19 protein-coding genes are annotated in these 22,367 nt (G+C 33.1%); 16 read left to right on the top strand and 3 right to left on the bottom strand.

What is annotated here, in order from left to right; all coding sequences use genetic code 11:
- Positions 1-756 (top strand): tetratricopeptide repeat protein, encoded by a 756-nt coding sequence (locus IRZ83_RS16040; RefSeq protein WP_194570257.1) that lies wholly within the window; start codon positions 1-3, stop codon positions 754-756.
- 98 nt (positions 757-854) lie between these two features.
- On the opposite strand, the gene IRZ83_RS16035 is transcribed toward IRZ83_RS16040, so the two are convergent.
- On the bottom strand, positions 855-1,424 hold the full coding sequence (locus IRZ83_RS16035) for a 5-formyltetrahydrofolate cyclo-ligase (protein ID WP_194570255.1): 570 nt from the start codon (positions 1,422-1,424) through the stop codon (positions 855-857).
- Entirely contained in the window at positions 1,411-2,391 is a 981-nt protein-coding gene (locus IRZ83_RS16030; RefSeq protein WP_029270882.1) for a succinylglutamate desuccinylase/aspartoacylase family protein, read from the bottom strand. The genes IRZ83_RS16035 and IRZ83_RS16030 overlap by 14 nt, the downstream gene beginning before the upstream one ends.
- Positions 2,392-2,527: 136 nt before the next feature.
- On the opposite strand from IRZ83_RS16030, the gene uvrC reads away from it, so the two are divergent.
- The 9 genes from uvrC (at position 2,528) to IRZ83_RS15985 (ending at position 13,814) form a co-directional block, all read left to right on the top strand.
- Positions 2,528-4,327 (top strand): excinuclease ABC subunit UvrC, encoded by a 1,800-nt coding sequence (uvrC, locus tag IRZ83_RS16025; protein ID WP_194570253.1) that lies wholly within the window; start codon positions 2,528-2,530, stop codon positions 4,325-4,327.
- Positions 4,328-4,333: 6 nt separating this feature from the next.
- A complete protein-coding gene (locus IRZ83_RS16020; RefSeq protein WP_194570251.1) occupies positions 4,334-4,843 on the top strand; it encodes an XAC2610-related protein in 510 nt (169 codons plus the stop codon).
- 114 nt (positions 4,844-4,957) lie between these two features.
- The gene (locus IRZ83_RS16015) at positions 4,958-7,195 is read left to right on the top strand and encodes a patatin-like phospholipase family protein (RefSeq protein WP_410505350.1); all 2,238 of its coding nucleotides are present in this window, start codon (positions 4,958-4,960) and stop codon (positions 7,193-7,195) included.
- Positions 7,196-7,411: 216 nt separating this feature from the next.
- Positions 7,412-8,569: a homogentisate 1,2-dioxygenase gene (locus tag IRZ83_RS16010; protein ID WP_194570247.1), complete on the top strand. Its 1,158-nt coding sequence runs from the start codon at positions 7,412-7,414 to the stop codon at positions 8,567-8,569.
- 170 nt (positions 8,570-8,739) lie between these two features.
- Complete coding sequence (gene hppD, locus IRZ83_RS16005) at positions 8,740-9,900, top strand: 4-hydroxyphenylpyruvate dioxygenase (RefSeq protein ID WP_194570245.1); 1,161 nt, start codon at positions 8,740-8,742, stop codon at positions 9,898-9,900.
- 299 nt (positions 9,901-10,199) lie between these two features.
- Positions 10,200-10,970 carry a DUF3108 domain-containing protein gene (locus IRZ83_RS16000; RefSeq protein ID WP_029270893.1) on the top strand — a complete coding sequence of 257 codons (771 nt, stop codon included), beginning with the start codon at positions 10,200-10,202 and terminating at the stop codon, positions 10,968-10,970.
- Positions 10,970-11,911 (top strand): tryptophan 2,3-dioxygenase family protein, encoded by a 942-nt coding sequence (locus tag IRZ83_RS15995; protein ID WP_029270895.1) that lies wholly within the window; start codon positions 10,970-10,972, stop codon positions 11,909-11,911. The genes IRZ83_RS16000 and IRZ83_RS15995 overlap by 1 nt, the downstream gene beginning before the upstream one ends.
- Before the next feature lie 22 nt (positions 11,912-11,933).
- On the top strand, positions 11,934-13,154 hold the full coding sequence (locus IRZ83_RS15990) for a M23 family metallopeptidase (protein ID WP_194570243.1): 1,221 nt from the start codon (positions 11,934-11,936) through the stop codon (positions 13,152-13,154).
- 39 nt (positions 13,155-13,193) lie between these two features.
- On the top strand, positions 13,194-13,814 hold the full coding sequence (locus IRZ83_RS15985) for a hypothetical protein (protein ID WP_194570241.1): 621 nt from the start codon (positions 13,194-13,196) through the stop codon (positions 13,812-13,814).
- A gap of 16 nt (positions 13,815-13,830) precedes the next feature.
- Here IRZ83_RS15985 and IRZ83_RS15980 read toward each other — a convergent pair whose 3' ends face one another.
- Positions 13,831-14,700 carry an AraC family transcriptional regulator gene (locus tag IRZ83_RS15980; RefSeq protein WP_228520714.1) on the bottom strand — a complete coding sequence of 290 codons (870 nt, stop codon included), beginning with the start codon at positions 14,698-14,700 and terminating at the stop codon, positions 13,831-13,833.
- A 69-nt stretch (positions 14,701-14,769) separates the two neighbouring features.
- On the opposite strand from IRZ83_RS15980, the gene IRZ83_RS15975 reads away from it, so the two are divergent.
- The 6 genes from IRZ83_RS15975 to IRZ83_RS15950 all read left to right on the top strand — a co-directional run bounded on the left by IRZ83_RS15975 (position 14,770) and on the right by IRZ83_RS15950 (position 22,351).
- Positions 14,770-15,330 (top strand): short chain dehydrogenase, encoded by a 561-nt coding sequence (locus IRZ83_RS15975; protein WP_194570239.1) that lies wholly within the window; start codon positions 14,770-14,772, stop codon positions 15,328-15,330.
- Between the two features lie 10 nt (positions 15,331-15,340).
- Positions 15,341-15,829: a lipocalin-like domain-containing protein gene (locus IRZ83_RS15970; protein WP_194570237.1), complete on the top strand. Its 489-nt coding sequence runs from the start codon at positions 15,341-15,343 to the stop codon at positions 15,827-15,829.
- A gap of 117 nt (positions 15,830-15,946) precedes the next feature.
- Positions 15,947-17,590 (top strand): glucose-6-phosphate isomerase, encoded by a 1,644-nt coding sequence (pgi, locus tag IRZ83_RS15965; RefSeq protein ID WP_194570235.1) that lies wholly within the window; start codon positions 15,947-15,949, stop codon positions 17,588-17,590.
- A gap of 329 nt (positions 17,591-17,919) precedes the next feature.
- Positions 17,920-21,234 (top strand): TonB-dependent receptor, encoded by a 3,315-nt coding sequence (locus tag IRZ83_RS15960; protein WP_194570233.1) that lies wholly within the window; start codon positions 17,920-17,922, stop codon positions 21,232-21,234.
- 114 nt (positions 21,235-21,348) lie between these two features.
- Positions 21,349-21,771 (top strand): hypothetical protein, encoded by a 423-nt coding sequence (locus IRZ83_RS15955; RefSeq protein ID WP_194570231.1) that lies wholly within the window; start codon positions 21,349-21,351, stop codon positions 21,769-21,771.
- Between the two features lie 85 nt (positions 21,772-21,856).
- A complete protein-coding gene (locus tag IRZ83_RS15950) occupies positions 21,857-22,351 on the top strand; it encodes a septal ring lytic transglycosylase RlpA family protein (RefSeq protein ID WP_029270912.1) in 495 nt (164 codons plus the stop codon).
- The last annotated feature ends 16 nt before the right edge of the window (positions 22,352-22,367 follow it).

Genomic DNA, 22,367 nt, shown 5'->3' with positions numbered 1-22,367 from the left:
ATGAAAAATATAGTTTATCTCTTTTTATTAATCTCTCAGATTTTCTTTGCTCAAAGCAGCTTTGAAAAAGGAAATGCTTTGTACCAAAAGGGACAATATCAGCAAGCAGCTCAGGAATATGAAAATATCCTAAAAGAAGACAAACAAGAGTCGGCTGAATTGTATTTTAACTTAGCAAATTGTTATTATAAGCTCAATAAAGTAGCCCCTTCTATTTATAATTACGAGAAAGCATTAGTTTTAAAACCTAATGATCCTGAGACTTTAAACAATTTAAAATTTGCTAAAAAACTAACTATTGACGAAATTAAAGAAGTTCCGAAAGTAGGTTTTGCAAAACTGATACAGAACTTTACCGGAATTTTCGATTATAATACTTGGGCAAAAATTTCTGTCGGAATTGCATTTGCTTTTTTATTGACTTTTATTGGCTACTATTTTTCACAGCTCACCCTTTCAAAAAGACTATATTTTATTGGAATGTTTGTTCTTTTGGCTGGTTTGGCTTTGAGTGTATCTGCTGGAATGTCTGAAAAAAGTCATTATGATAATGATCGCCCCGCAATTGTTTTTGCTGAATTAAGCGAAGTTCGAAGCGAACCGCAAAAAGCCGGTGTTGCCATTTTCTTATTACACGAAGGTGCAAAAGTTTATGTAAAAGAAACTTTAGGAAAATGGAAAAAAATAGAATTGACTGACGGTACTGAAGGCTGGATTGATGCTACAACGATTAAAGAAGTTAAGCCAATTTTTTAGTCCTATACTATTTTCAAACTATTTAAGTGATATAAGCAAATATTAGTTTGTTTAAGTTAAGATCTTAAATCAACTTATATCACTTATATGGTGAAAAATTAAAAAGCATAGACTTTTAAAGGCGTTACGCAATAATCTAATCTTATATCGAATTCGAAGACATCTTTAATTTGGTTTTCGGCTTCAAAAAAAGAAAGTCCAATTTTTATGGTTTCTGGTTTGCATTCAGATAAAAATTTATCGTAAAAACCTTTTCCATAACCTACTCTATTTCCTAAAACATCAAAAGCCAAAAGCGGTATAAAAACCACATCGATAGTTTGTGACGGCACTGGCAAACCATTTATTGGTTCCGGAATATTATAATCGTTTTTCTTGATTTTGGTATTATCAGTCAAAAGAAAATGAGTCATTTCACGAGTTTGAAAATCACTTTTAGAAACCACAATTTCTTTATCTTTTCCAGAAAGCAAATGCAAAATATATTCTGTATTTACTTCTTTTTGTTCTTCGATAGGCAGAAAAACATGATAATAGGTTTTATCCCAAATGGGCAATTGAATTAAATTATTGGCTATAGCCAGACTTTTTTCTTCGACTTCATCAGTTGAAAGTTCTTTTCGAAGATTTTTATACTGTAATCTTAATTCTTTTTTATTCGTCGGCATTATCAGGGCTATTTTTAGACATGTGGTAAATTGCATCACCTTCATACACAATCGGCGAATGATTCGCGTTTATGACAAATCCGTCGTGCGGTGCTTTTACTTTCTGTTCAAATTTACCAAACGGATCTGTTATAATAGCTAAAATAGTTCCTTTAGTAACAAATCTTCCAATCATATTATAATCATGCAATAATCCAGAACATTTGGCACGAAGCCAAACCGAATTTTTGATGTAAATAGAGGGATCTTCAGCTTCTTCGACAATATGTTTAGGGTCAAGCATGTTTAAATAAGCCAGCAAACGCTGTACTCCCATCACTCCTTCATTTGCTACCGAATTATTTATATCTAAAGATTTTCCTCCTTCAAAAAGCAACATTTTAATATTGGCTCTTTCGCAGGTATTTCTAAAAGAACCGTTGATGTTTTTAGAATACAATGTAAACGGCGCATTAAAAACATCGGCTAGAAGTTTTAGATCTGGGTTATTTTCTGTTATTCTAATTTGCGGTGCGTTAAAACGGCTTGCGCCTCCAGCATGAAAATCAACAGCATAATCTATTATCGGCAAAACTTCTGCAACAATATGATAAGCAAATCTGCTTGCTAGAGAACCTTTTTTACTTCCTGGAAAAACTCTGTTTAAATCTCTTCCGTCTGGAAACTCTCTCGATTTATTGACAAAACCATACATATTGATAATCGGAATACAAATAATAGTTCCTCTTGCAGGGCGATTTATTTTTTTGCTGATGATCTGGCGAACAATTTCTACTCCGTTAATTTCGTCACCATGAATTCCTGCAGAGAATAAAACTACCGGACCCTCTAGCTTAGAACGGCGAACAATAACAGGGATATTAAGTTTTGTCGTGGTATGCAGCCTCGCAATTTCGACGTTTATCGTTTTGTTTTCTCCCGGCAAAATCGATTCGCCAAAAATAACTAAGGGTTTACTATTTTTCATGTAGAATTATAAAATCTAAATATAGAAATTATTCTTTTGATTTCGTAAATTTGAAACTAAATCAATGCTAAGCTTTTTATAAGAAATCGGAATGATTTTTGACAAAGCTTTTCAATACCTCCAGAAATAAAACAGAATGCAAAAACCGTCTTTAGAACTTCAAATTCAAACCTTGCCAGACAATCCTGGCGTGTATCAGTATTACGATAAAGACGACAAAATATTGTATGTTGGAAAAGCAAAAAATTTAAAAAAAAGAGTTTCCTCCTACTTCAATAAAATTCACGATACGAGAAAAACGAATGTGCTGGTTAGAAAAATTGTAACCATAAAACATATTGTCGTTCCTACTGAAACTGATGCGCTTTTACTAGAAAACAATTTAATAAAAACACTGCAGCCACGTTATAATGTTTTGCTTCGTGACGACAAAAGTTACCCTTGGATTTGCATTAAAAGAGAACCTTTTTCTAGAATATTTTTGACTAGAAGAATGATCAAAGACGGATCTGAGTATTTTGGCCCGTATACTAATTTCAAAATGGTTTATACCATTCTCGACTTAATAAAAGAATTATACCCTTTACGAACTTGTACTTACGATTTAAGCGAATCAAATATCAGAGCTGGCAAATTTAAAGTTTGTTTAGAATACCATATTGGCAATTGCAAAGGTCCTTGTGAAGGTTTAGAACCTTTAGAAAATTATCAAAGACAAGTCGATGCAATTAGAGAAATTCTGAAAGGAAATTTCAAAGAAAGCATGAAAGATTTTAAGCGTTTAATGAATCAATATGCGCAGGATCTGCATTTTGAAGAAGCCCAAAAAATCAAAGAAAAAATAGAAATTCTTGAAAACTATCAATCCAGATCTACAATCGTAAATCCGAAAATTACCAATATTGATGTTTTTTCGATTGTGTCTGATGAAAGTGCCGCATTTGTCAATTTTTTACAAATTTCTCACGGATCGATTATTCGTTCGCATACTTTAGAAATCAAGAAAAAACTAGACGAAAGCGATGAAGAATTATTAGAATTGGCGATTATCGAGCTTCGTGAACGTTTTCAATTATTATCAAAAGAAGTTATTGTTCCGTTTGAAATTGATTTAGGCGAAAATATAAAAACGACTGTTCCGCAGCTTGGAGATAAAAAACAGATTTTAGATTTGTCTATTCGAAATGCAAAATTTTATAGAATAGAACAACTGAAACAATTGCAGATTGTAGATCCGGATCGACACACTAATCGCATTATGGCACAAATGCAGAAAGATTTGCGTTTGCCGGTTGAGCCTCGACATATTGAATGTTTTGACAACTCAAATATACAAGGAACAAATCCCGTGGCAGCCTGCGTGGTTTTTAAAGATGGAAAAGCAAGCAAGAAAGATTATCGCCATTTTAATGTGAAGACTGTTGAAGGCCCAGATGATTTTGCTTCGATGACTGAAATTGTCTATCGCCGTTATAAAAGATTATTAGATGAAAATGAACCATTGCCGCAATTAATTATTATTGATGGAGGAAAAGGGCAATTATCTGCGGCATTAAAAAGTATTGATGAATTAGGATTACGCGGTAAAATTGCCATTATCGGAATTGCAAAACGACTTGAAGAGTTGTTTTATCCTGGAGATTCGATTCCGTTATATTTAGACAAAAAGTCTGAAACATTAAAAGTAATTCAGCAATTGCGGAATGAAGCGCACCGTTTTGGAATTACTTTTCACCGCGACAAACGAAGCAAAGCGGCACTAAATTCCTCGGTTGAAAGCATTCCGGGAATCGGCGAAAAAACAATGATGACATTAATTCAGCATTTTAAAAGTGTTAAAAGATTAAAATTGGCTACAGAAAAAGAAATATCTGACGTTATAGGTTTATCACGAGCCAAGAAAATTATTGATTTTTATCATCCTAAAGAAAACTAAATTCATTTGAAAAAGCACATTCTACATATCTTGCTGTTTGTTTTTGGCGTTACGTACAGTCAAAACGATATTTCATTTTTGCAAAATGACAAAAGCAAAATTAAAGTAAGCTATATCAATAATTTTGAGAGTTTAGAAGTAAAAAATACGCAGACCGGACAAATACAAATTATAAATAATATTGAAGTTTCGATAACGGAAAAACCTTCACATTTAGAAATAAACGATTATAACTTTGATGGTTTTACAGATTTTGCTTCATTTCACACAGATGACGGAATGGGAGTTTATACCATTTATCAGATTTTTATTTTTAATCCAAAAACAAAAAAATTTGATTCTTTAAAATTTCCATCGAATTTTAGTCCTAAATGCGACATGTTTTGTGATGTTAAAATAGATAAAACTAAAAAGACACTAACGTCGAGTTGCAGAGGCGGTGCAAGAAATCATATAGATACTTGGAAATATGACAAGAACAAAAATTTAATACTTTCTAAAACAGAATCATATTAAGATAATATATTAGAAAGCCAAAAAAATTGTCGACTTTTACAAAACCAACTAGTTCACTTTATGCGCCCAAAACAGCTGTCCATTTTAAATAAGCAATCAAAGTTTTCATTTCCGATGACTATCGGAAATTACTGGACTGTGGCGTTGGCACTTATTTCCATTTTAGTATTCAATCCACAAAACGCTTTTTCGCAAGAAATAAAAAAAGACTCTGTTAAAAGACCAAAAATTGGTTTGGTTTTAAGCGGTGGAGGCGCCAAAGGATTTGCACATATTGGCGTTTTAAAAGTTTTAGAAGAAGCCGGAATCAAAATCGATTTTATCGGCGGCACAAGTATGGGATCTGTAATTGGCGGTCTTTACGCTTCTGGCTATAATGCTTCTCAAATTGATTCAATCTTCAAAAAAACCAATTTTGATGAATTAATCAACGATTATATTCCGCGTTCGTCTAAAAACTTTTACGGAAAGAAAAATGATGAATTGTATGCAATCGTTTTGCCTTTTAGTAATTTTAAAGTTGGAATTCCCGAAGCACTCTCAAAAGGAATGTACAATTATAATTTATTAAGCAGTTTAACTCGAAATGTGCGTCACATTCGTGATTTTAATAAATTGCCAACTCCTTTTTTATGCATCGGCACAAATATCGAAACAGGCGAAGAAGTTTTGCTTAACAAAGGAAACTTAGTTCAGGCAATGATGGCAAGTGCGGCATTCCCTTCCCTATTTACTCCAGTAGAAATTGATGGAAATTTATTGGTCGATGGTGGCGTAGTAAACAATTATCCAATTCAGGAAGTACGAAATCTTGGAGCTGATATTATTATTGGTGTTGATGTTCAGGACGATTTAATGAAAAGAAAAAACCTGAAAAATGCTACCCGAATTTTGGTTCAGATTACTAATCTGCAGTCAATCGATAAAATGAAAAGTAAAATCAAGGACACTGACGTTTATATTAAACCAGATATTCGCGATTTTGGTGTAATTTCATTTGATAAAGGTGAAGAAATAATCAGAAAAGGAGAAGAAGCTGCTTTTGCTGTTTATGAAAAAATTAAATCACTCGTTAATGAAGATAATTTTTATAAAAAACCAAAACTAAAACTGGCTACGGATACTATAGAAATTAAAAAAATAAACAGTGAACTGTTAGACAATTATACTAAAGAATACATTCGAGGAAAACTGCGTTTTAAACCCGGAAGTACCATTACTTATGATGATCTTAAAACAGGAATAAACAATCTGAATGCTACTCAAAACTTTAGTACCATTTCGTATTGCCTTCAGCCTGACGGAAAGCAAGATGATTTAGATCTTGTGTTAAAAGAAAACCCAACTCAGACTTATCTAAAACTGGGCCTGCATTATGACGGACTTTATAAAAGTGGTATTTTATTGAATCTTACCCATAAAAAAACATTCTTAAAAAATGATGTTACTTCTTTAGATGTTATTTTGGGTGATAATTTTAGATATGATTTAAATTATTATGTTGAAAACGGATTTAATATCAGTTTTGGATTTCGTTCGCGACTAAATCAATTCAACCGAAATGTTACAACAAGCATTAGTAATTTAGAAACACAAAATCCAAACGTAAATTTGATAAATGTTGACTTTTTAGACCTCACAAATCAAGCTTATTTTCAAACTATTTTTGTGCAGAAGTTTTTAATGGGCGGCGGTTTAGAATACAAATATTTGAAAATAAATTCGCCAACGCTCTCTAATGATGAAAACATAATTGACAAAAGTAATTATATGAGTGTCTTTGGGTATTTAAAATATGACTCTTTCGACAACAAAAGCTTTCCGCATTCAGGATTGTATTTTTCATCTGATTTACAAACTTATTTAGCGTCATCAGATTATACAAATAAGTTTAAGCCTTTTTCAATCGCTAAAGCCGAAGTTGCTTTTGCCAAAACATTATTTAAAAGAGCTACAGTAAAAATTGGAGCAGATGCCGGATTTAATATTGGCAGCGACAGTGTTCCATTTTTCAATTTTATTCTCGGCGGCTATGGCTATAGCAAAATCAATAATTTCAATTATTTCTACGGATATGATTTTCTAAGTATTGCTGGAAACAGCTATATAAAATCAACAATTACTTTAGATTATGAAATTTTCAAAAAAAATCACGTGAATTTTTCTGCCAATTACGCCAATTTAGGTGATGATATTTTTGGTACTGTCGATTGGATCTCAATGCCCAAATATTCTGGGTACGCAGTAGGCTACGGATTAGAAACCATTATTGGTCCAATTGAAATCAAACAATCATGGTCTCCAGAAATGTCAAAAAGTTTTACTTGGTTTAGTATCGGATTTTTATTTTAATTTGTAATTTAAATCAATAAAAATTACGACATTTGTTATAATGAAAACAAAATGGACAGGTTTATTAGAATATCTTCAATTCCTTATCAAGAGAAATCCTGAGTAAAACCGATCGAATTGAGATGATTAGTCAATTAGAAAATTGAGCTGATTATCTGCTCACACAATTCAAATTTTTCGAATTATCTAATTTACAAATTATCTAATTGAAAAGCCATGCCATTATATCATAAACTCGGAGACTTTCCACAAAAGAGACACACTCAATTTGAAAAACCTAACGGTGGTTTTTACTACGAACAATTGTTTGGAACTGAAGGTTTTCACGGACATTCGTCGCTGTCGTATCACGTACACAGACCTACACAGGTTAAAGAAATTTTAAACTCTTATTCTGTTGAACCAAAAATTGCAATCGGAAAAAACATAAAATCATTACTTTTTAAAGGTTTTGAATTAAAGCCTGAAAATGATTTTCTAGATAGCCGAAAAGCCATGTTAGTCAATAAAGACTGCATTATTGGTTTGGCTGCGCCGAAAGAATCGCTTCGAAATTATTTCTACAAAAATGCCGATGCCGATGAAATGCTTTTCATCCATAAAGGAAAGGGAAAATTAAGAACCATGTTAGGGAATATTCCGTTTGAATATGGCGATTATTTGATAATTCCGAGAGGCATTATTTATCAAATTGAATTCGAAACCGAAGAAAACCGACTTTTTTATGTCGAATCATATTCTCCATTTTACACTCCAAAACGATATAAAAACCAATCGGGTCAGCATTTAGAACATTCTCCTTTTTGTGAGCGTGATTTTATTTTGCCAAGTGAATTGGAAACGCACGATGAAAAAGGTGATTTTTTAATTAAAATTAAAAAAGAAGGCATGATTCACGAAGTGGTTTATGCTACACATCCTTTTGATGTTGTGGGCTGGGACGGATATAATTTCCCATACGGATTCTCCATTCACAATTTCGAACCTATAACTGGGCGTGTTCACCAACCGCCTCCAGTACATCAAACTTTTGAAACGGCAGCTTTTGTCGTTTGTTCATTCTGCCCAAGACTTTACGATTATCATCCGAAAGCCATTCCGGCGCCATACAATCACAGCAATATAGATTCAGACGAAGTACTATATTATGTCGATGGCGATTTTATGAGCCGTAATAATATTGAGCAGGGTCATATCACTTTACACCCAAAAGGAATTCCACACGGTCCGGCGCCAGGCGCGATGGAACGCAGTATTGGCCACAAAGAAACTCAGGAATTAGCTGTTATGGTTGATACTTTCAGACCCTTAATGGTTACAGAAGAAGCTATGGGATTAGATGATGGTCAGTATTATAAATCCTGGACGGAGTAACTAATCGAATTTAACCGCAAAGTTCGCAAAGATTTTACGCAAAGAGCGCTATAATTACTTTGCGAACCTTGCGTAAAATCTTTGCGAACTTTGCGGTTAAAAAAACAAAATCTTAAATCAACACTTCGGTTTTTCAAATAAACGATTAACCGATTAAACAAATAAACATCATGTCAAAAGAAGTAAAATCAGTAGAATACGGATTAGAGAAAATATTTGAAGGAGCACAAGATTTCCTTCCATTATTAGGAACAGATTATGTAGAATTTTATGTAGGGAATGCAAAACAATCTGCACATTATTACAAAACAGCTTTTGGATATCAGTCATTAGCTTACGCCGGATTAGAAACCGGAGTAAAAGACAAAGCATCTTATGTTTTGAAACAGGATAAAATTAGAATTGTTTTGACAACGCCATTAACGCAGGATTCTCCAATTCATGCACATCTCCAAAAACATGGAGACGGAGTAAAAGTTGCTGCGCTTTGGGTAGAAGATGCCAGAAGTGCTTACGAAGAAACTATGAAACGCGGTGCCAGATCTTTTATGGAACCAACTGTTGAATCAGATGAATTTGGAGAAGTTGTTCGTTCCGGAATTTATACTTACGGAGAAACAGTTCATATTTTTGTAGAAAGAAAAAACTACAATGGCGTGTTCTTGCCAGGTTACAAAGAATGGAAATCTGATTACAATCCAGAACCAACCGGATTGAAATATATTGATCACATGGTTGGAAATGTGGGCTGGAACGAAATGAATACCTGGGTAAAATTTTACGAAGAAGTTATGGGATTCGTGAACTTCTTATCTTTTGATGACAAACAAATTACCACAGAATACTCTGCATTGATGAGTAAAGTAATGTCTAATGGAAACGGAAGAATTAAATTCCCAATTAACGAACCGGCAGAAGGAAAGAAAAAATCACAGATTGAAGAATATTTAGATTTCTACGGCGGCCCTGGAATTCAGCACATCGCAATTGCTACAGATGATATTATTAAAACAGTATCACAATTGAGAGCACGCGGCGTTGAGTTTTTATCAGCTCCTCCTCATACTTATTACCAAGCAATCCCTGAAAGATTAGGTGTTCATATGGACATGATGAAAGAAGATATCAACGAAATTGAAAAATTAGCGATCATGGTCGATGCCGATGAAGATGGTTATCTATTACAAATATTTACAAAGCCGGTTCAAGACAGACCGACGCTTTTCTTCGAAATTATTCAAAGAATGGGGGCAAAAGGATTCGGTGCAGGGAACTTTAAAGCCCTTTTTGAGTCAATTGAGAGAGAGCAAGAATTGAGAGGAACTTTGTAAAATCGCAATATTTTTACATTATATAGAAAAATTCGCTATAAAACGATGCTTTTTATGCAAATGTTATGTTAAACTTGCCTTTTGCTATTTCTTTTTTGAACTTTCTGCATATCTTTGCACTCGCAAATCAAGAAGGGGTGGTTTCCTTCTGAATTGATATAAATTTCATAATTTATAGTTTTTTGGTTAGTTAATAGCATAAAAACTCAGTCATTCCTTGACTGAGTTTTTTTGTTTCGGTACATTTGGAATAGAATTTGCATTTAATTATCTTTATAATGAAATGTAAAAATTGTACTATGAAAAAGCTAGTTCTCATCATATTAATTCTCACCTCACTTGCTTTTGATACCCAAAAAGAAGATGCATTTGGAACAGGTGAATACTTTAAGTTCCGAATTCACTACGGAATTGTAAACGCAGGTTACGCTACACTCGAAATAAAAGACGCCACCATAAACAATAAAAAAGTGCATCATGCTATTGGTAAAGGTTATACAACCGGAATGTCAAAATTTTTCTTCAAAGTAGAAGATTTATATGAAAGTTATTTTGACAAAGAAACAGGAAGTCCATATCGCTACATCAGAAAAATAGATGAAGGAGGCTACACAAAAAATCAGGAAGGTATTTTTAATCAGGCCGAAAATAGAGTTTTGGTAAAAGATTATAAGCGAAAATCAGAAAAAACAATTATTATTACTGATAATGTGCAAGATATAATTTCGTCTTTTTACTATTTGCGAAATCACCCAAATATAGACAAACTTAAATCAGGAGACGCCATTACAATTGACATGTTTTTCGATGAGGAAATCACAAAATTTAAGTTAAAATATATAGGCCGTCAAGATATTACAACTAAATTTGGAACCGTTTCTACCATGGTATTTAAACCTTTGGTACAAACAGGAAGAGTTTTTAAAGAAAAAGAAAGCGTAACACTCTGGATCACAGATGACGACAATAAAGTTCCAGTCAGAATAAAAGCAGATCTTGCCGTTGGATCACTTAAAGCGGATCTTGACGAATATAAAGGATTAAAAAATCCATTTAAAGTAAAAAAATAATGAACCTTACTGATCATTCAGAATCAATTTTAAAAGAAATTGACCAAAAATTTCAAGCAATAAATCAAAAAACTGATGTTCAGTTAGAAGGATTACTTTGGTCTAAACCAATTACGTATTGGGATTATATTCAGACAGATGCTCTTTTAAGCTTACAAGTACAACGCACTACACTTCCTGACGAAATGGTTTTTATCATGTACCATCAGGTAAATGAATTGATCTTTAAAATGATTTTATGGGAAATAGATCAAATTGCAGAAACTCAAAACATTCAAGTCGATTTTTTCAGCGAAAGATTATCTAGAATTACACGCTATTTTGACATGCTTACCAATTCGTTCAGTATTATGGAAAACGGAATGGAAGTGGATCAGTATATGAAATTCAGAAATACATTGACTCCAGCAAGCGGTTTTCAGAGTGCGCAATATCGTTTAATTGAATTTGCTTCGACAGATGTTATCAATTTAACAGACCGCCGCTACAAAGACAACTTTGATGAAAATACTGATTTAGAAATAAGTTTCGAACATTTATACTGGCAAGCTGCAGGAAAAGATTATCAAACAGGCGAAAAATCATATTTGCTTCAGGAATTCGAAAAGAAATATAAAGGTCATTTTTTAAGACAAATGTCTGAGTTTAAGACAAAGAATATTTGGCAAAAATTTACGCAACTGCCTGAACAAGATCAGCAAAACCAAGAATTAATTCAGGCAATGCGCCATTATGATAAAACTGTAAATATCACCTGGGTTATGCAACACCTTAATACAGCTAGAAAGTACATTCTAGAAAGCGGAAAAGGCAATGGCGAAGCAACCGGAGGAAGTGACTGGCAAAAATATATGCATCCAAAATACCAAAGACGCATCTTTTTTCCTAAATTGTGGACCGAAGAAGAATTGTCCAATTGGGGAAATGAAACCACTGCTTAATTTCCCAAAAAAAAATAAAAGTTTGAAAAAAGCATTCGTAATTATAGTCCTCTTATTTTCAGTATTTTCATGTAATAAAACCGATGAAAAAGTTGAAATTAAAATCACTAAACCAAAAACTAAGAAAGTAGAATTCGGTTTTAATTACGCTGATTTTAATGTTGTTAATGACACTATAACAAAAGGAGATTCTTTTGGATCTATCATACAAAGCCAAAATATTGGCAACAAAAAAGTTTTTGATATTGTCGAACAGGTAAAAGACACTTTTGATGTTCGAACAATTCGCTACAACAAACCTTACACAATTCTTCGATCTAAAAACAAAACCAACAAGCTGCAAGTTTTCATTTATCAGCCTGATGCGTTAACCTATTATGTAATTGATTTACGAGATAGCATTGCAAAAGCATACAAAAAAATAAAGCCTGTTACATTTAAACGCAAAATAATTGGCGGAGTCTTAAAAAGCTCATTATCTGAAACTTTAGGAAACGAAAGTGTAGAAACAGCACTTGCCAATCGAATTACAAAAGTATTTTCTTGGTCTATTGACTTCTTTAAACTTAAAAAAGGAGATCGTTACGGATTAGTTTTTACCGAACGTTTTATTAATGGCAAAACATACGACGGCGTTGAAGATCTAGAAGCCGCATTTTTTGAATATAAAGGAAAGATTATTTACGCTTTTCCATTTGAAAAAGATACCCTTTCGGGGAAAATTGAATACTATGATGATGAAGGAAAAACGCTAAAAAACTTTTTCTTAAAAACACCAATTAAGTTTAGCCGAATCACTTCAAGATTTACAATGAACAGATTTCACCCTGTTCAGCATACTTGGAAAGCACATAAAGGAACAGATTACGCCGCTCCAACAGGCACGCCAATTTCGACAACTGCATCTGGCGTTGTAGAAGCAACTGGATACACCGCAGGAAACGGAAATTTTGTAAAAGTAAAACACAACGGAACCTACTCTACTCAATATCTTCATATGTCTAGAATTTTGGTACGTCGCGGACAGCGCGTTACACAAGGACAAACAATTGGTTTGGTAGGAAGCACAGGATTAGCGTCTGGACCTCATGTTTGCTACCGCTTCTGGAAAAATGGAGTTCAGGTGGATGCGCTTCGATTGAATTTACCAACCGGAGAATCTTTAATCGGAAATGACAAAACTCGTTTTGAGAAACAAATTGAACCTTTGAAAAGAGAGTTGGATAGTATTGGGAATTTGTAATTTTTATTGAGAACTCCATTCTAAAAAATAGAAAAAACCATGAAAAACTCACGTCTCAAAACAATTTACAACGAAACTTTTTCAGATTTAAAATTATTTTACAGAGACACAAATCTTTCAGAAGACTTAATTTCAAAATATAAAATCGGGCAAATAATTCAGGAAAAAGGTTTTACTGATATGACTTCTATGGGGGCAGGTCTTTCAGGAAATTTGAGGTATCTGATTGCCAGTGCAAATGCAAAAGACATATCAAAATTCAATCCAGATTCAGCAAAAATTGGTCATTTCCTTTTAGATTCTATTGCCTATTTTAAGGTTTTAGACATACAGAAAATGGATAATCAAACACAAGTTTTTCTTTTGAACATTCCCGATAATTCCATTTCACTTTTCAAAAATTCATCTTCAAATTTAGAAGAAGAAATTACAGAGAATGCAAGAAAAAAGTTTTCTAAAAAAATCAATTTGCCATTAGTTCCGGAATTACAAACAGAAGAATGGAAACTGAGAACCAAATCTCCGATTGGAATGAACGAGAACGGGGAACTATTTTTTGACGATTCTAAAATTAAAATTGAATCGCCAAAAAAAATCGAAATTGACATAGAGAAAAAAATCATTTCGATTAATAAAAAACCTTGGTGGAAAATTTGGTAATATAAATTCCGAATTATTAAGAATGCTTTTTCCTAAACTCCGACGGATTCATTCCTTTATGTTTTCTAAAGACTTTATTGAGATGACTTTCGTCTGAATAATTTAATTCGTCTGCAATTTCATTAATACGCATATCACTGTTTAAAAGTCGTGCTTCAATCAATCTTAATTTATAATTTGTGATATATTCCTGCAGCGTTTCACCCGTTTGTTTCTTAAAATATTTCCCTAAATAATGAAGCGAAATATTAAAGTGTACGCTTATTTTTTCTGATTTTAATTGTTTAGAATCATAAATGTTTTCCTGAATATAATGCAAAATCTCAAGAACCATTTCTCCTGTTGTCTCTTTTATATTCTTTGGAAGTTTTAAAGCAATATTTCGCGCTACAATCGTAATTATGGTATTTACGATCTGTTCAATAATCTTTTGATGATAAATTTGCTGATTGCTTTGTTCGTTTATAATACTTTCTATCAGCGACGCAATTAAAGGTTTATCAACTTTATTTTTTAAAATACATCCCGGACGATGACTTGCATTCTGAAGAATATACTCCATTCGAAGTACCGTTTCCATTTGTCCATTTTGAGAATTTGCTCTGATATAATATTCATTAAACCGAAGAAAAAAGAATTTGGTTGGTGTTGTAATTTCAAATGAATGAATGTCTTGCGGTGTTACGAGAAACAGATTTCCTTTTCGGTATTGAAATTTATTATCATTAATAATCTGAATTCCGGTTCCGTCGACAACATAAATCAATTCAAAGAAATTGTTTTTCCGAATTATTTTCGGAAACTGTTCCAACTCTTTAAAATCGACTTCAAAAGGAAGATATAAATTCGTATCTGTCATATCGCTAAAATACAATTTTAGTACCAATTAGTACAATTTTAAACAATGGCCAAGATCCTAATTTTGTTATAGATAATAATTTAAATCTATAACAAAATGAAAATACTTTTAATTGGGGCAAATGGAGAAATTGGCAAAATATTGAATCCGGAATTGGTTAAAAATCATGAAATAATTTCAGCAGGTAGAAACAGCGGTGATTTTAGAATCGATTTATCAGATTCACATTCAATAGAAAAATTATTCGAAGAAGTTAAAAATATTGATGCGTGTCTATGTGTCGCTGGCGATTGTTACACAGGAGATTTGCATTCGCTTGACGAAGAAAAATTAAATATTGGTATCAAAAATAAATTGTTGGGTCAAATAAATCTGGTTTTAATTGGTCAAAAATATTTAAATGATAATGGCTCGTTTACTCTTACTTCTGGAAAAATGGCAGATAAACCGGTAAAAAACAATATTAGCAAATCGATTGTAAATGGTGGCATTAACAGTTTTGTTCTTGCGGCTTCACTTGAGCTTGAAAGAGGAATAAGAATAAATGCGATTAGTCCAGGAAAAGTTTCAGATATTCCGATTTACGATTTAGTACAAGCCTATGCAAAAAGTATTGAAGAAACTCAAAATGGACAAATTATTAAAGTAAACTATTAAAATTTTAAAGATGAAAAACACAACTTTCCTGCTATTTCTTTTAGTTATAAATTCGGCTATTGCTCAAAAAACAAAACCTGAATTATTAGGTTCATGGACTTTAGTTTCGGTTGAAAATATAAATTCAGACGGAACAAAAAATCTTCCGTATGGCACAAATCCAAAAGGCATTTTATTTTTTGATGAAAAAGGAAATTACGCCATTGAAATTTATAAAAATGAAAGACCGAAAATAATTTCAGGCGACAAAAACAAATCTACACCCGAAGAAAATGCTGCAATTGTTCAGGGAAGCAATTCGCATTTTGGTGAATATGAAATTGATGAAACGAATAAGATTCTTACTTTCAAAATAAAAACGGCTTCTTTCCCAAATTGGGAAGGAACAATTCAAAAGAGATCGTATGCTTTTATGAACAATGAACTTAAATATCTAGTAACCAATACCACTCAAGGCGGAAAATCAGTAACCGCAGAAGTGGTCTGGAAAAAACTGTAATCAATTTCAAAAAACGTTTTCGCAACTAATTGTTATATAATTATGAAGGATTATCCTTTTAAAAGTAATTTCAGTATTTTTGTGTTTTTATAAACCACATTTTCAATTTAAACAAAAATGGCTTTAAACACAACAAACCCAACTGGGACTGAAGCGTGGAAAAATCTGCAAAACCACTATAACGCAATTCACGAAACTACGATACAAGAATTGTTTCAGCAAGATAATGCTCGTGTTGAAAAATTCAACTTACAATGGAATGATTTTTTAATAGATTATTCTAAAAATAATATCAGTCAAGAAACGATTTCTCTTTTAATAGAATTGGCAAATTCAATTGGATTAAAAGATGCAATTGCTCAATATTTTGGTGGTGAAATCATCAACCAAACAGAAAACAGAGCTGTTTTACACACAGCGTTGCGTGCACCAGAATCTGCCGTTATTAAAGTTGACGGAGAAAATGTAATTCCTGAAGTTTATGAAGTAAAAAATAAAATTAAGAAATTTACGCATGAAGTTATTTCTGGAGAGAGAAAAGGTTTTACAGGAAAAGCTTTTACAGATATCGTAAATATCGGAATTGGAGGTTCAGATCTTGGACCTGTTATGGCTGTTGAAGCTTTACAATTTTACAAAAACCACTTAAATACACATTTCGTTTCAAATGTTGATGGTGATCACGTAAACGAAATCATCAAAAAACTAAATCCTGAAACGACATTGTTTTTAATTGTTTCTAAAACTTTTACAACTCAGGAAACTTTATCCAATTCTGAAACTATCAAAGAGTGGTTTTTGAAATCAGGAAATCAGGAAGATATCGCAAAACACTTTGTAGCGGTTTCAACTAATATTCAAAAAGTAACCGAATTCGGAATTAACCCAGATAACGTTTTTCCAATGTGGGACTGGGTTGGAGGAAGATTTTCTTTATGGAGCGCTGTTGGTTTGAGCATTGCTTTGTCAATTGGTTTTGATAATTATAATGAATTATTGAAAGGCGCAAACGAAATGGACGAACATTTCAAATCGGCAGAATTTAACGAAAATATTCCGGTAATTTTAGCTTTGTTAAGCGTTTGGTACAATAATTTCTTTGGTGCTGAAAGTGAAGCTTTGATTCCGTACACGCAATATTTATCAAAATTAGCTCCTTACTTACAGCAGGCAACTATGGAAAGTAACGGAAAAAGTGTTGGCCGTGACGGAAAACCAGTTCATTATCAAACCGGAACTATTATCTGGGGAGAACCTGGAACAAATTCACAGCATGCCTTTTTTCAATTGATTCACCAAGGAACAAAATTGATTCCGACAGATTTCATTGGATTTGTAAAACCGTTATACGGAAACGAAGATCATCATGATAAATTGATGTCGAACTTTTTTGCACAGACTGAAGCGTTGTTAAATGGAAAAACTGAAGCCCAAGTTCAAGCTGAATTTGACAAACAAGGGCTTTCTGCAGAAAAAGCGTCTTACTTATTGCCTTTCAAAGTTTTTACAGGAAACAAGCCAACCAATACAATTTTGATTCACAAATTGACTCCAAAAAGCTTAGGTTCGCTGATTGCTTTATACGAACATAAAATCTTTGTTCAAGGTGTTATCTGGAACATTTTCAGCTTTGATCAATGGGGAGTAGAATTGGGAAAACAATTAGCCAATTCAATTTTAGATGAAATAAACACAAAAACAATAAAAAGTCACGATAGCTCAACATCTTTTTTACTAAACCATTTTTTACTAAACAAATAAAAATTTAGTAAAATCAGAACTACACAATAAACTGAAACGCCTTAATTTAACAAAAATTAAGGCGTTTTTTCGTATAAATAGATGCTTTACCACTGGTGTAACAATGATTAAAGAAAGGTTACCCCTACATGACCGCTCACATTATTATGATTTTAACAAAAAATAAGTATTGAAATTCAAAAAAACATTGTTTTATGTAAGGAAAAAAGAAAAAATCATTTTAATGCGCAACACATTAAATAAAACTCGTTTTTCTTAACATTTTGATAACACTATCTGAGTTATTTGTTATAATTTTGCCAAAAACAAAAACTAAACAAATACAAGAAATGAAAAAAATTATTTTTATTTTGATTATTTTTCTATCGGCCTTAGGTCATGCTCAGGTTACGGGCTCAGCCATGTCAGGGACTGTTAGATCAAACAAGGGAGAAGCTCTTCCAGGGGCAACGGTGGAAATTGTTCACAAGCCAACTGGAACTAAGTACTTCTCTACTACAGATTTTGACGGTGGATATGCTGTACAGGGTTTAAGACCAGGAGGTCCTTATACTGTAAAAGTAACTTACATTGGTTTCAAAACAACTGAAATCACTGACATTAACGTTGGTTTAGGTAACAACCTAACTGTAAACGTTAAAGTAGACGAAGAACAAAATGCTCTTCAAGAAGTTGTAGTTACAACAAAATCAAAAGGAAATTTTAACAAAGGAAGAACTGGTGCTTCGCAACAGTTTACAAACAGAGAAATTGCAGCAGTTCCAGTATTAGGAGCTCGTTCAATCAACGCTGTTACAAAATATAACGCTAATGCCGGTGCTAACGGAACATTTGGCGGTCAAGATTCAAGATTAAACAACTTTACAATTGACGGTTCTGTATTTAACAACGGATTTGGATTAGGATCAGATTCACAAGCGGGTGGTAGAACAGGTTCTACAGCTATCTCACTTGATGCAATTGAGCAATTACAAGTAAACATCGCTCCTTATGACATTCGTCAATCTGGATTTTTAGGATCTGGTATTAATGCGGTAACAAGAAGTGGAACAAACGAAGTTGAAGGATCTATTTACAATTCTTTCAGAAGCAATAAAAAAGATTTTATTGGTACTCATGCTGGAGATGTAACAATCACTCCAGGTAAATTTGACGAAAAAATATGGGGAGCTCGTATTGGAGCACCAATCATCAAAGACAAATTATTCTTTTTTGGTAACTTTGAAACTATTGACAACGTAAGCCCTGCTACAAACTGGACTTCAACAGGATCACCACAAGCAGGAGGACAAGTAGCTCTTCCTACTTATAACGAAATGCAAACACTTTCTAACTACATGAAAGATAAGTTTGGATATGTTACAGGTCCTTGGGAAAATTATAACTCTTCAAGAGAATCAAAAAAATTCTTAACTAGAATTGACTGGAATATCAACGACAACCATAAACTTACTGCTCGTTACGTATATCATGATTCATCATCAGATCAGTTAACTTCTAACTCAAACTCTTTAGGTTTTGGTAACAGAACAAATAGCTCACTAGCTATGTCTTTCCAAAATAGTGGATATACTATTTTAGATAATACTAGATCTATTGTTTTAGAATTAAACAGTAAATTAAGCAATTCTTGGTATAACAACTTCATTGGAGGTTATGACAAGCAAATTGAAGATAGAGGTTTAATTGGTGGTGGTTTGTTCCCAACAATTGATATCAAACAAGGTGCTGCAACTTACATTTCAGTTGGTTTAGATCCTTTTACTCAAGGTAACAAACTTTCTTACTCTACATTACACTTTACTGATAACTTGACTAAAACTATCGGGAAACACTCTTTAGTATTTGGTGCAAACTTTGAATATTTCAAATCAAGCAACTTATTCTTCTCAGGATCAAACGGAGTTTACGTTTTCAACTCTTTAGCTGATTTCTACGCAGCGGCAGATCAATCAGTAGCTAACGGTGGTGCTCCATCAAATGCAACTGTTACTTCTCCAGCTCGTTTTCAATACAGATATTCTGCTTTGCCAGGTGGAGCAGATCCAATGCAAATCTTAAAATCTAACAAATTAGATTTATATGCTCAAGACGAAATGAAATTGAGCGACAGATTCAAATTAACAGTTGGTTTAAGAGCTTCTAGAGTTTGGTATGCTGACACAGCATTAGAAAACCCTACAGTTACTGCTATGACTTTTGCTAATGGCGAAAAATTAAACACTGGTGATATGCCGGATGCAGCTTATTTATTTGAGCCTAGAGTTGGTTTCAACCTTGACTTAAACGGAAACGCTTCAACAATCCTTCGTGGAGGTTCAGGTATCTTCACTGGTAGATCTCCAGCGGTATACTTATCAAACCAAATTGGAAACAATGGTGTACTTACAGGATTTATTGACGTGAGTGGTGCTGCTTTAGCTGCAGGAGGATATGGTTTTACACCAAATCCAGCTGCTTACTTTACTCCATCTACTCCTACTGCTCCATCTTCTTATGATTTATCTTTTAATGATAAAAAATTCAAATCTCCACAGGTTTGGAAAACGACTATGGCAGTTGACCAAAAACTTCCTTTTGGATTTACAGGTACAGTTGAAGGTATTCTTCAAAAAAATATCAATGCAATCAGCTATTACAATGCTAACTTTGATGCTCCTGTTGGAACATTCAGTGGTACTGACAATAGACCAAGATACTCACGTACTGATGCTGGTACACGTGTAAATGACAACGTTTCAAACGGAATTGTTTTAACAAACTCTGATGAAGGATATTTTTATTCTACAACATTTAAATTAGAGTACCCTTACCAAAAAGGACTTTGGGGATCATTCGCTTACACACACTCTAACGCAACAGACTTAATGTCTCCAGGTTCAGTAGCTTCTGGTTCATGGACAAGTGCTAGATCTGTAAACGGAAATAATAATTTAGAAGTTTCTAACTCAAATAACAATACACCAAATCGTTTAGTTGGAGTTATTGGATACAGAATTGAGTACGGTAAAGGACTTGGAGGAGCAACTTCTATTAACTTAGGTTACATTGGAGAACAAGCAGGCCCATTTACTTACACTTACAGTGGAGATATGAACGGAGATAGAGTAAGTGGTAATGATTTACTTTATGTACCAAACAGCGCAAATGAACTACGTTTTAACCCTCTTGTAGTAACTAGTACTGTAGCTGGAGTTACAACTTCTAGAACATATACAGAAGCTGAGCAAAGAACTGCTTTTGATGCGTATATCAATCAAGATAAATACCTTCGTACAAGAAGAGGTCAATATGCACAAAGAAACGAGTCTACTTTACCAATGTTACACAGATTAGATTTATCTATCTCTCAAGATGTATATATCAAAATCGCTGGTAAAAAGAACAGTTTTCAATTCAGAGCTGATATCTTGAACTTTACTAACATGATTAATAAAGACTGGGGTATATCTCAAAGAGCAACAAACCCTAACGTTTTAGCTTTTGCTTCAGCATCTACTGCTAACGTACCTTTCTATACTCTTGCAACTCAAACAGATGCAGTTGGAAATAGAACTTTAATTAAAGATACTTACCAAAAAAATTCATCTACATCAGATGTTTGGCAAGCACAATTTACAATTAGATACATCTTTGGTAACTAATTGATGTTCTAATAAGAACCAAAATAAATAATAAAAACGGCATTGACTTTTAGTTTAATGCCGTTTTTTTTATACCCTTTTTTGCTATATTTGTTTTAACAAAAATTATACTTTATGTACCATTTTCTTCAAAAACTACACTCTGGCTGGGCTTATTTAGCATTATTGCTTTTATTAATTGCAGTTGTTAATGCTATTATCGGCATAACTTCTAAAAAAGAATTTGTGGCCAAAGATCGAAAAATTGGCTTGTTTGCCTTAATTGGAACACACACACAATTACTAATCGGATTGATTCTTTATTTTGTTTCACCATTAGGAAAAGCCGCTTTTGGAGAAATGTCAAATGCTGAACTTAGATTAACTTCACTAGAACATCCGGCAATCAATATTATAGCTATTATCCTGATTACTATTGGATGGTCAAAACATAAAAAACTAATTAACAGCGAAGCAAAATTTAAAACATTCGCTATTTTTTACGGTTTAGGATTACTCTTAATCCTGAGCAGAATACCTTGGAATCTATGGTTCTAAAATAAAAAAACAAACCAAAATGTAGGTTTTTTTTTATAAAAACACGTTATTTGCATAAGTCCCCAAACTATGAAAAATAAAAACTATGATTAATAAAAAAACCAGCATTCTCTCTATTTTAACCCTTCTATTTCTAAGCTGCAGTATTACTTATGTAATGAGCCAAAGCAAACCAGTAGAATCTAAAATTGTTGAGGATACTTTAAAGAATGCTAAAGCAAAACCGTTAACACCTACAGTAAACGATTCTGTTTTTACCGACAAAGGCTTAAAATTAAAACTTTACAAAAAAACGGCACATGCTTCCTACTATGCAGACCGATTTAATGGAAAAAAAACAGCCGACGGCAGTAGATTTAACAACAGTAAATATACTGCTGCGCACAAAAAACTTCCTTTTGGAACAAAAGTAAAAGTAACAAATGAAGCTAATGGAAAATTTGTTATTGTAAAAGTAACCGATCGAGGTCCTTTTGTAAAAACAAGAGAAATTGATTTATCTAAAAGAGCTTTTATGGACATTACCGGAAACAAAGGTTATGGCGCACTTAAAGTTACTATTGAAACAATAATGGAATAAAAGAATCCCGTCCTGC

Source organism: Flavobacterium sp. JLP (assembly GCF_015350755.1).
Taxonomy (GTDB): Bacteria; Bacteroidota; Bacteroidia; order Flavobacteriales; family Flavobacteriaceae; genus Flavobacterium.
Note: the sequence above shows the minus strand (reverse complement) of the source record. Positions and strands in the feature narration are given on the sequence as shown.

Bases quoted from the DNA above. Each gene is read 5' to 3' on its own strand.
- IRZ83_RS16040 (WP_194570257.1), top strand. From the start codon at position 1: ATGAAAAATATAGTTTATCTCTTTTTATTAATCTCTCAGATTTTCTTT.
- IRZ83_RS16035 (WP_194570255.1), bottom strand. From the start codon at position 1,424: ATGCCGACGAATAAAAAAGAATTAAGATTACAGTATAAAAATCTTCGA.
- IRZ83_RS16030 (WP_029270882.1), bottom strand. From the start codon at position 2,391: ATGAAAAATAGTAAACCCTTAGTTATTTTTGGCGAATCGATTTTGCCG.
- uvrC (WP_194570253.1), top strand. From the start codon at position 2,528: ATGCAAAAACCGTCTTTAGAACTTCAAATTCAAACCTTGCCAGACAAT.
- IRZ83_RS16015 (WP_410505350.1), top strand. From the start codon at position 4,958: ATGACTATCGGAAATTACTGGACTGTGGCGTTGGCACTTATTTCCATT.
- IRZ83_RS16010 (WP_194570247.1), top strand. From the start codon at position 7,412: ATGCCATTATATCATAAACTCGGAGACTTTCCACAAAAGAGACACACT.
- hppD (WP_194570245.1), top strand. From the start codon at position 8,740: ATGTCAAAAGAAGTAAAATCAGTAGAATACGGATTAGAGAAAATATTT.
- IRZ83_RS16000 (WP_029270893.1), top strand. From the start codon at position 10,200: ATGAAAAAGCTAGTTCTCATCATATTAATTCTCACCTCACTTGCTTTT.
- IRZ83_RS15995 (WP_029270895.1), top strand. From the start codon at position 10,970: ATGAACCTTACTGATCATTCAGAATCAATTTTAAAAGAAATTGACCAA.
- IRZ83_RS15985 (WP_194570241.1), top strand. From the start codon at position 13,194: ATGAAAAACTCACGTCTCAAAACAATTTACAACGAAACTTTTTCAGAT.
- IRZ83_RS15975 (WP_194570239.1), top strand. From the start codon at position 14,770: ATGAAAATACTTTTAATTGGGGCAAATGGAGAAATTGGCAAAATATTG.
- IRZ83_RS15970 (WP_194570237.1), top strand. From the start codon at position 15,341: ATGAAAAACACAACTTTCCTGCTATTTCTTTTAGTTATAAATTCGGCT.
- pgi (WP_194570235.1), top strand. From the start codon at position 15,947: ATGGCTTTAAACACAACAAACCCAACTGGGACTGAAGCGTGGAAAAAT.
- IRZ83_RS15960 (WP_194570233.1), top strand. From the start codon at position 17,920: ATGAAAAAAATTATTTTTATTTTGATTATTTTTCTATCGGCCTTAGGT.
- IRZ83_RS15955 (WP_194570231.1), top strand. From the start codon at position 21,349: ATGTACCATTTTCTTCAAAAACTACACTCTGGCTGGGCTTATTTAGCA.
- IRZ83_RS15950 (WP_029270912.1), top strand. From the start codon at position 21,857: ATGATTAATAAAAAAACCAGCATTCTCTCTATTTTAACCCTTCTATTT.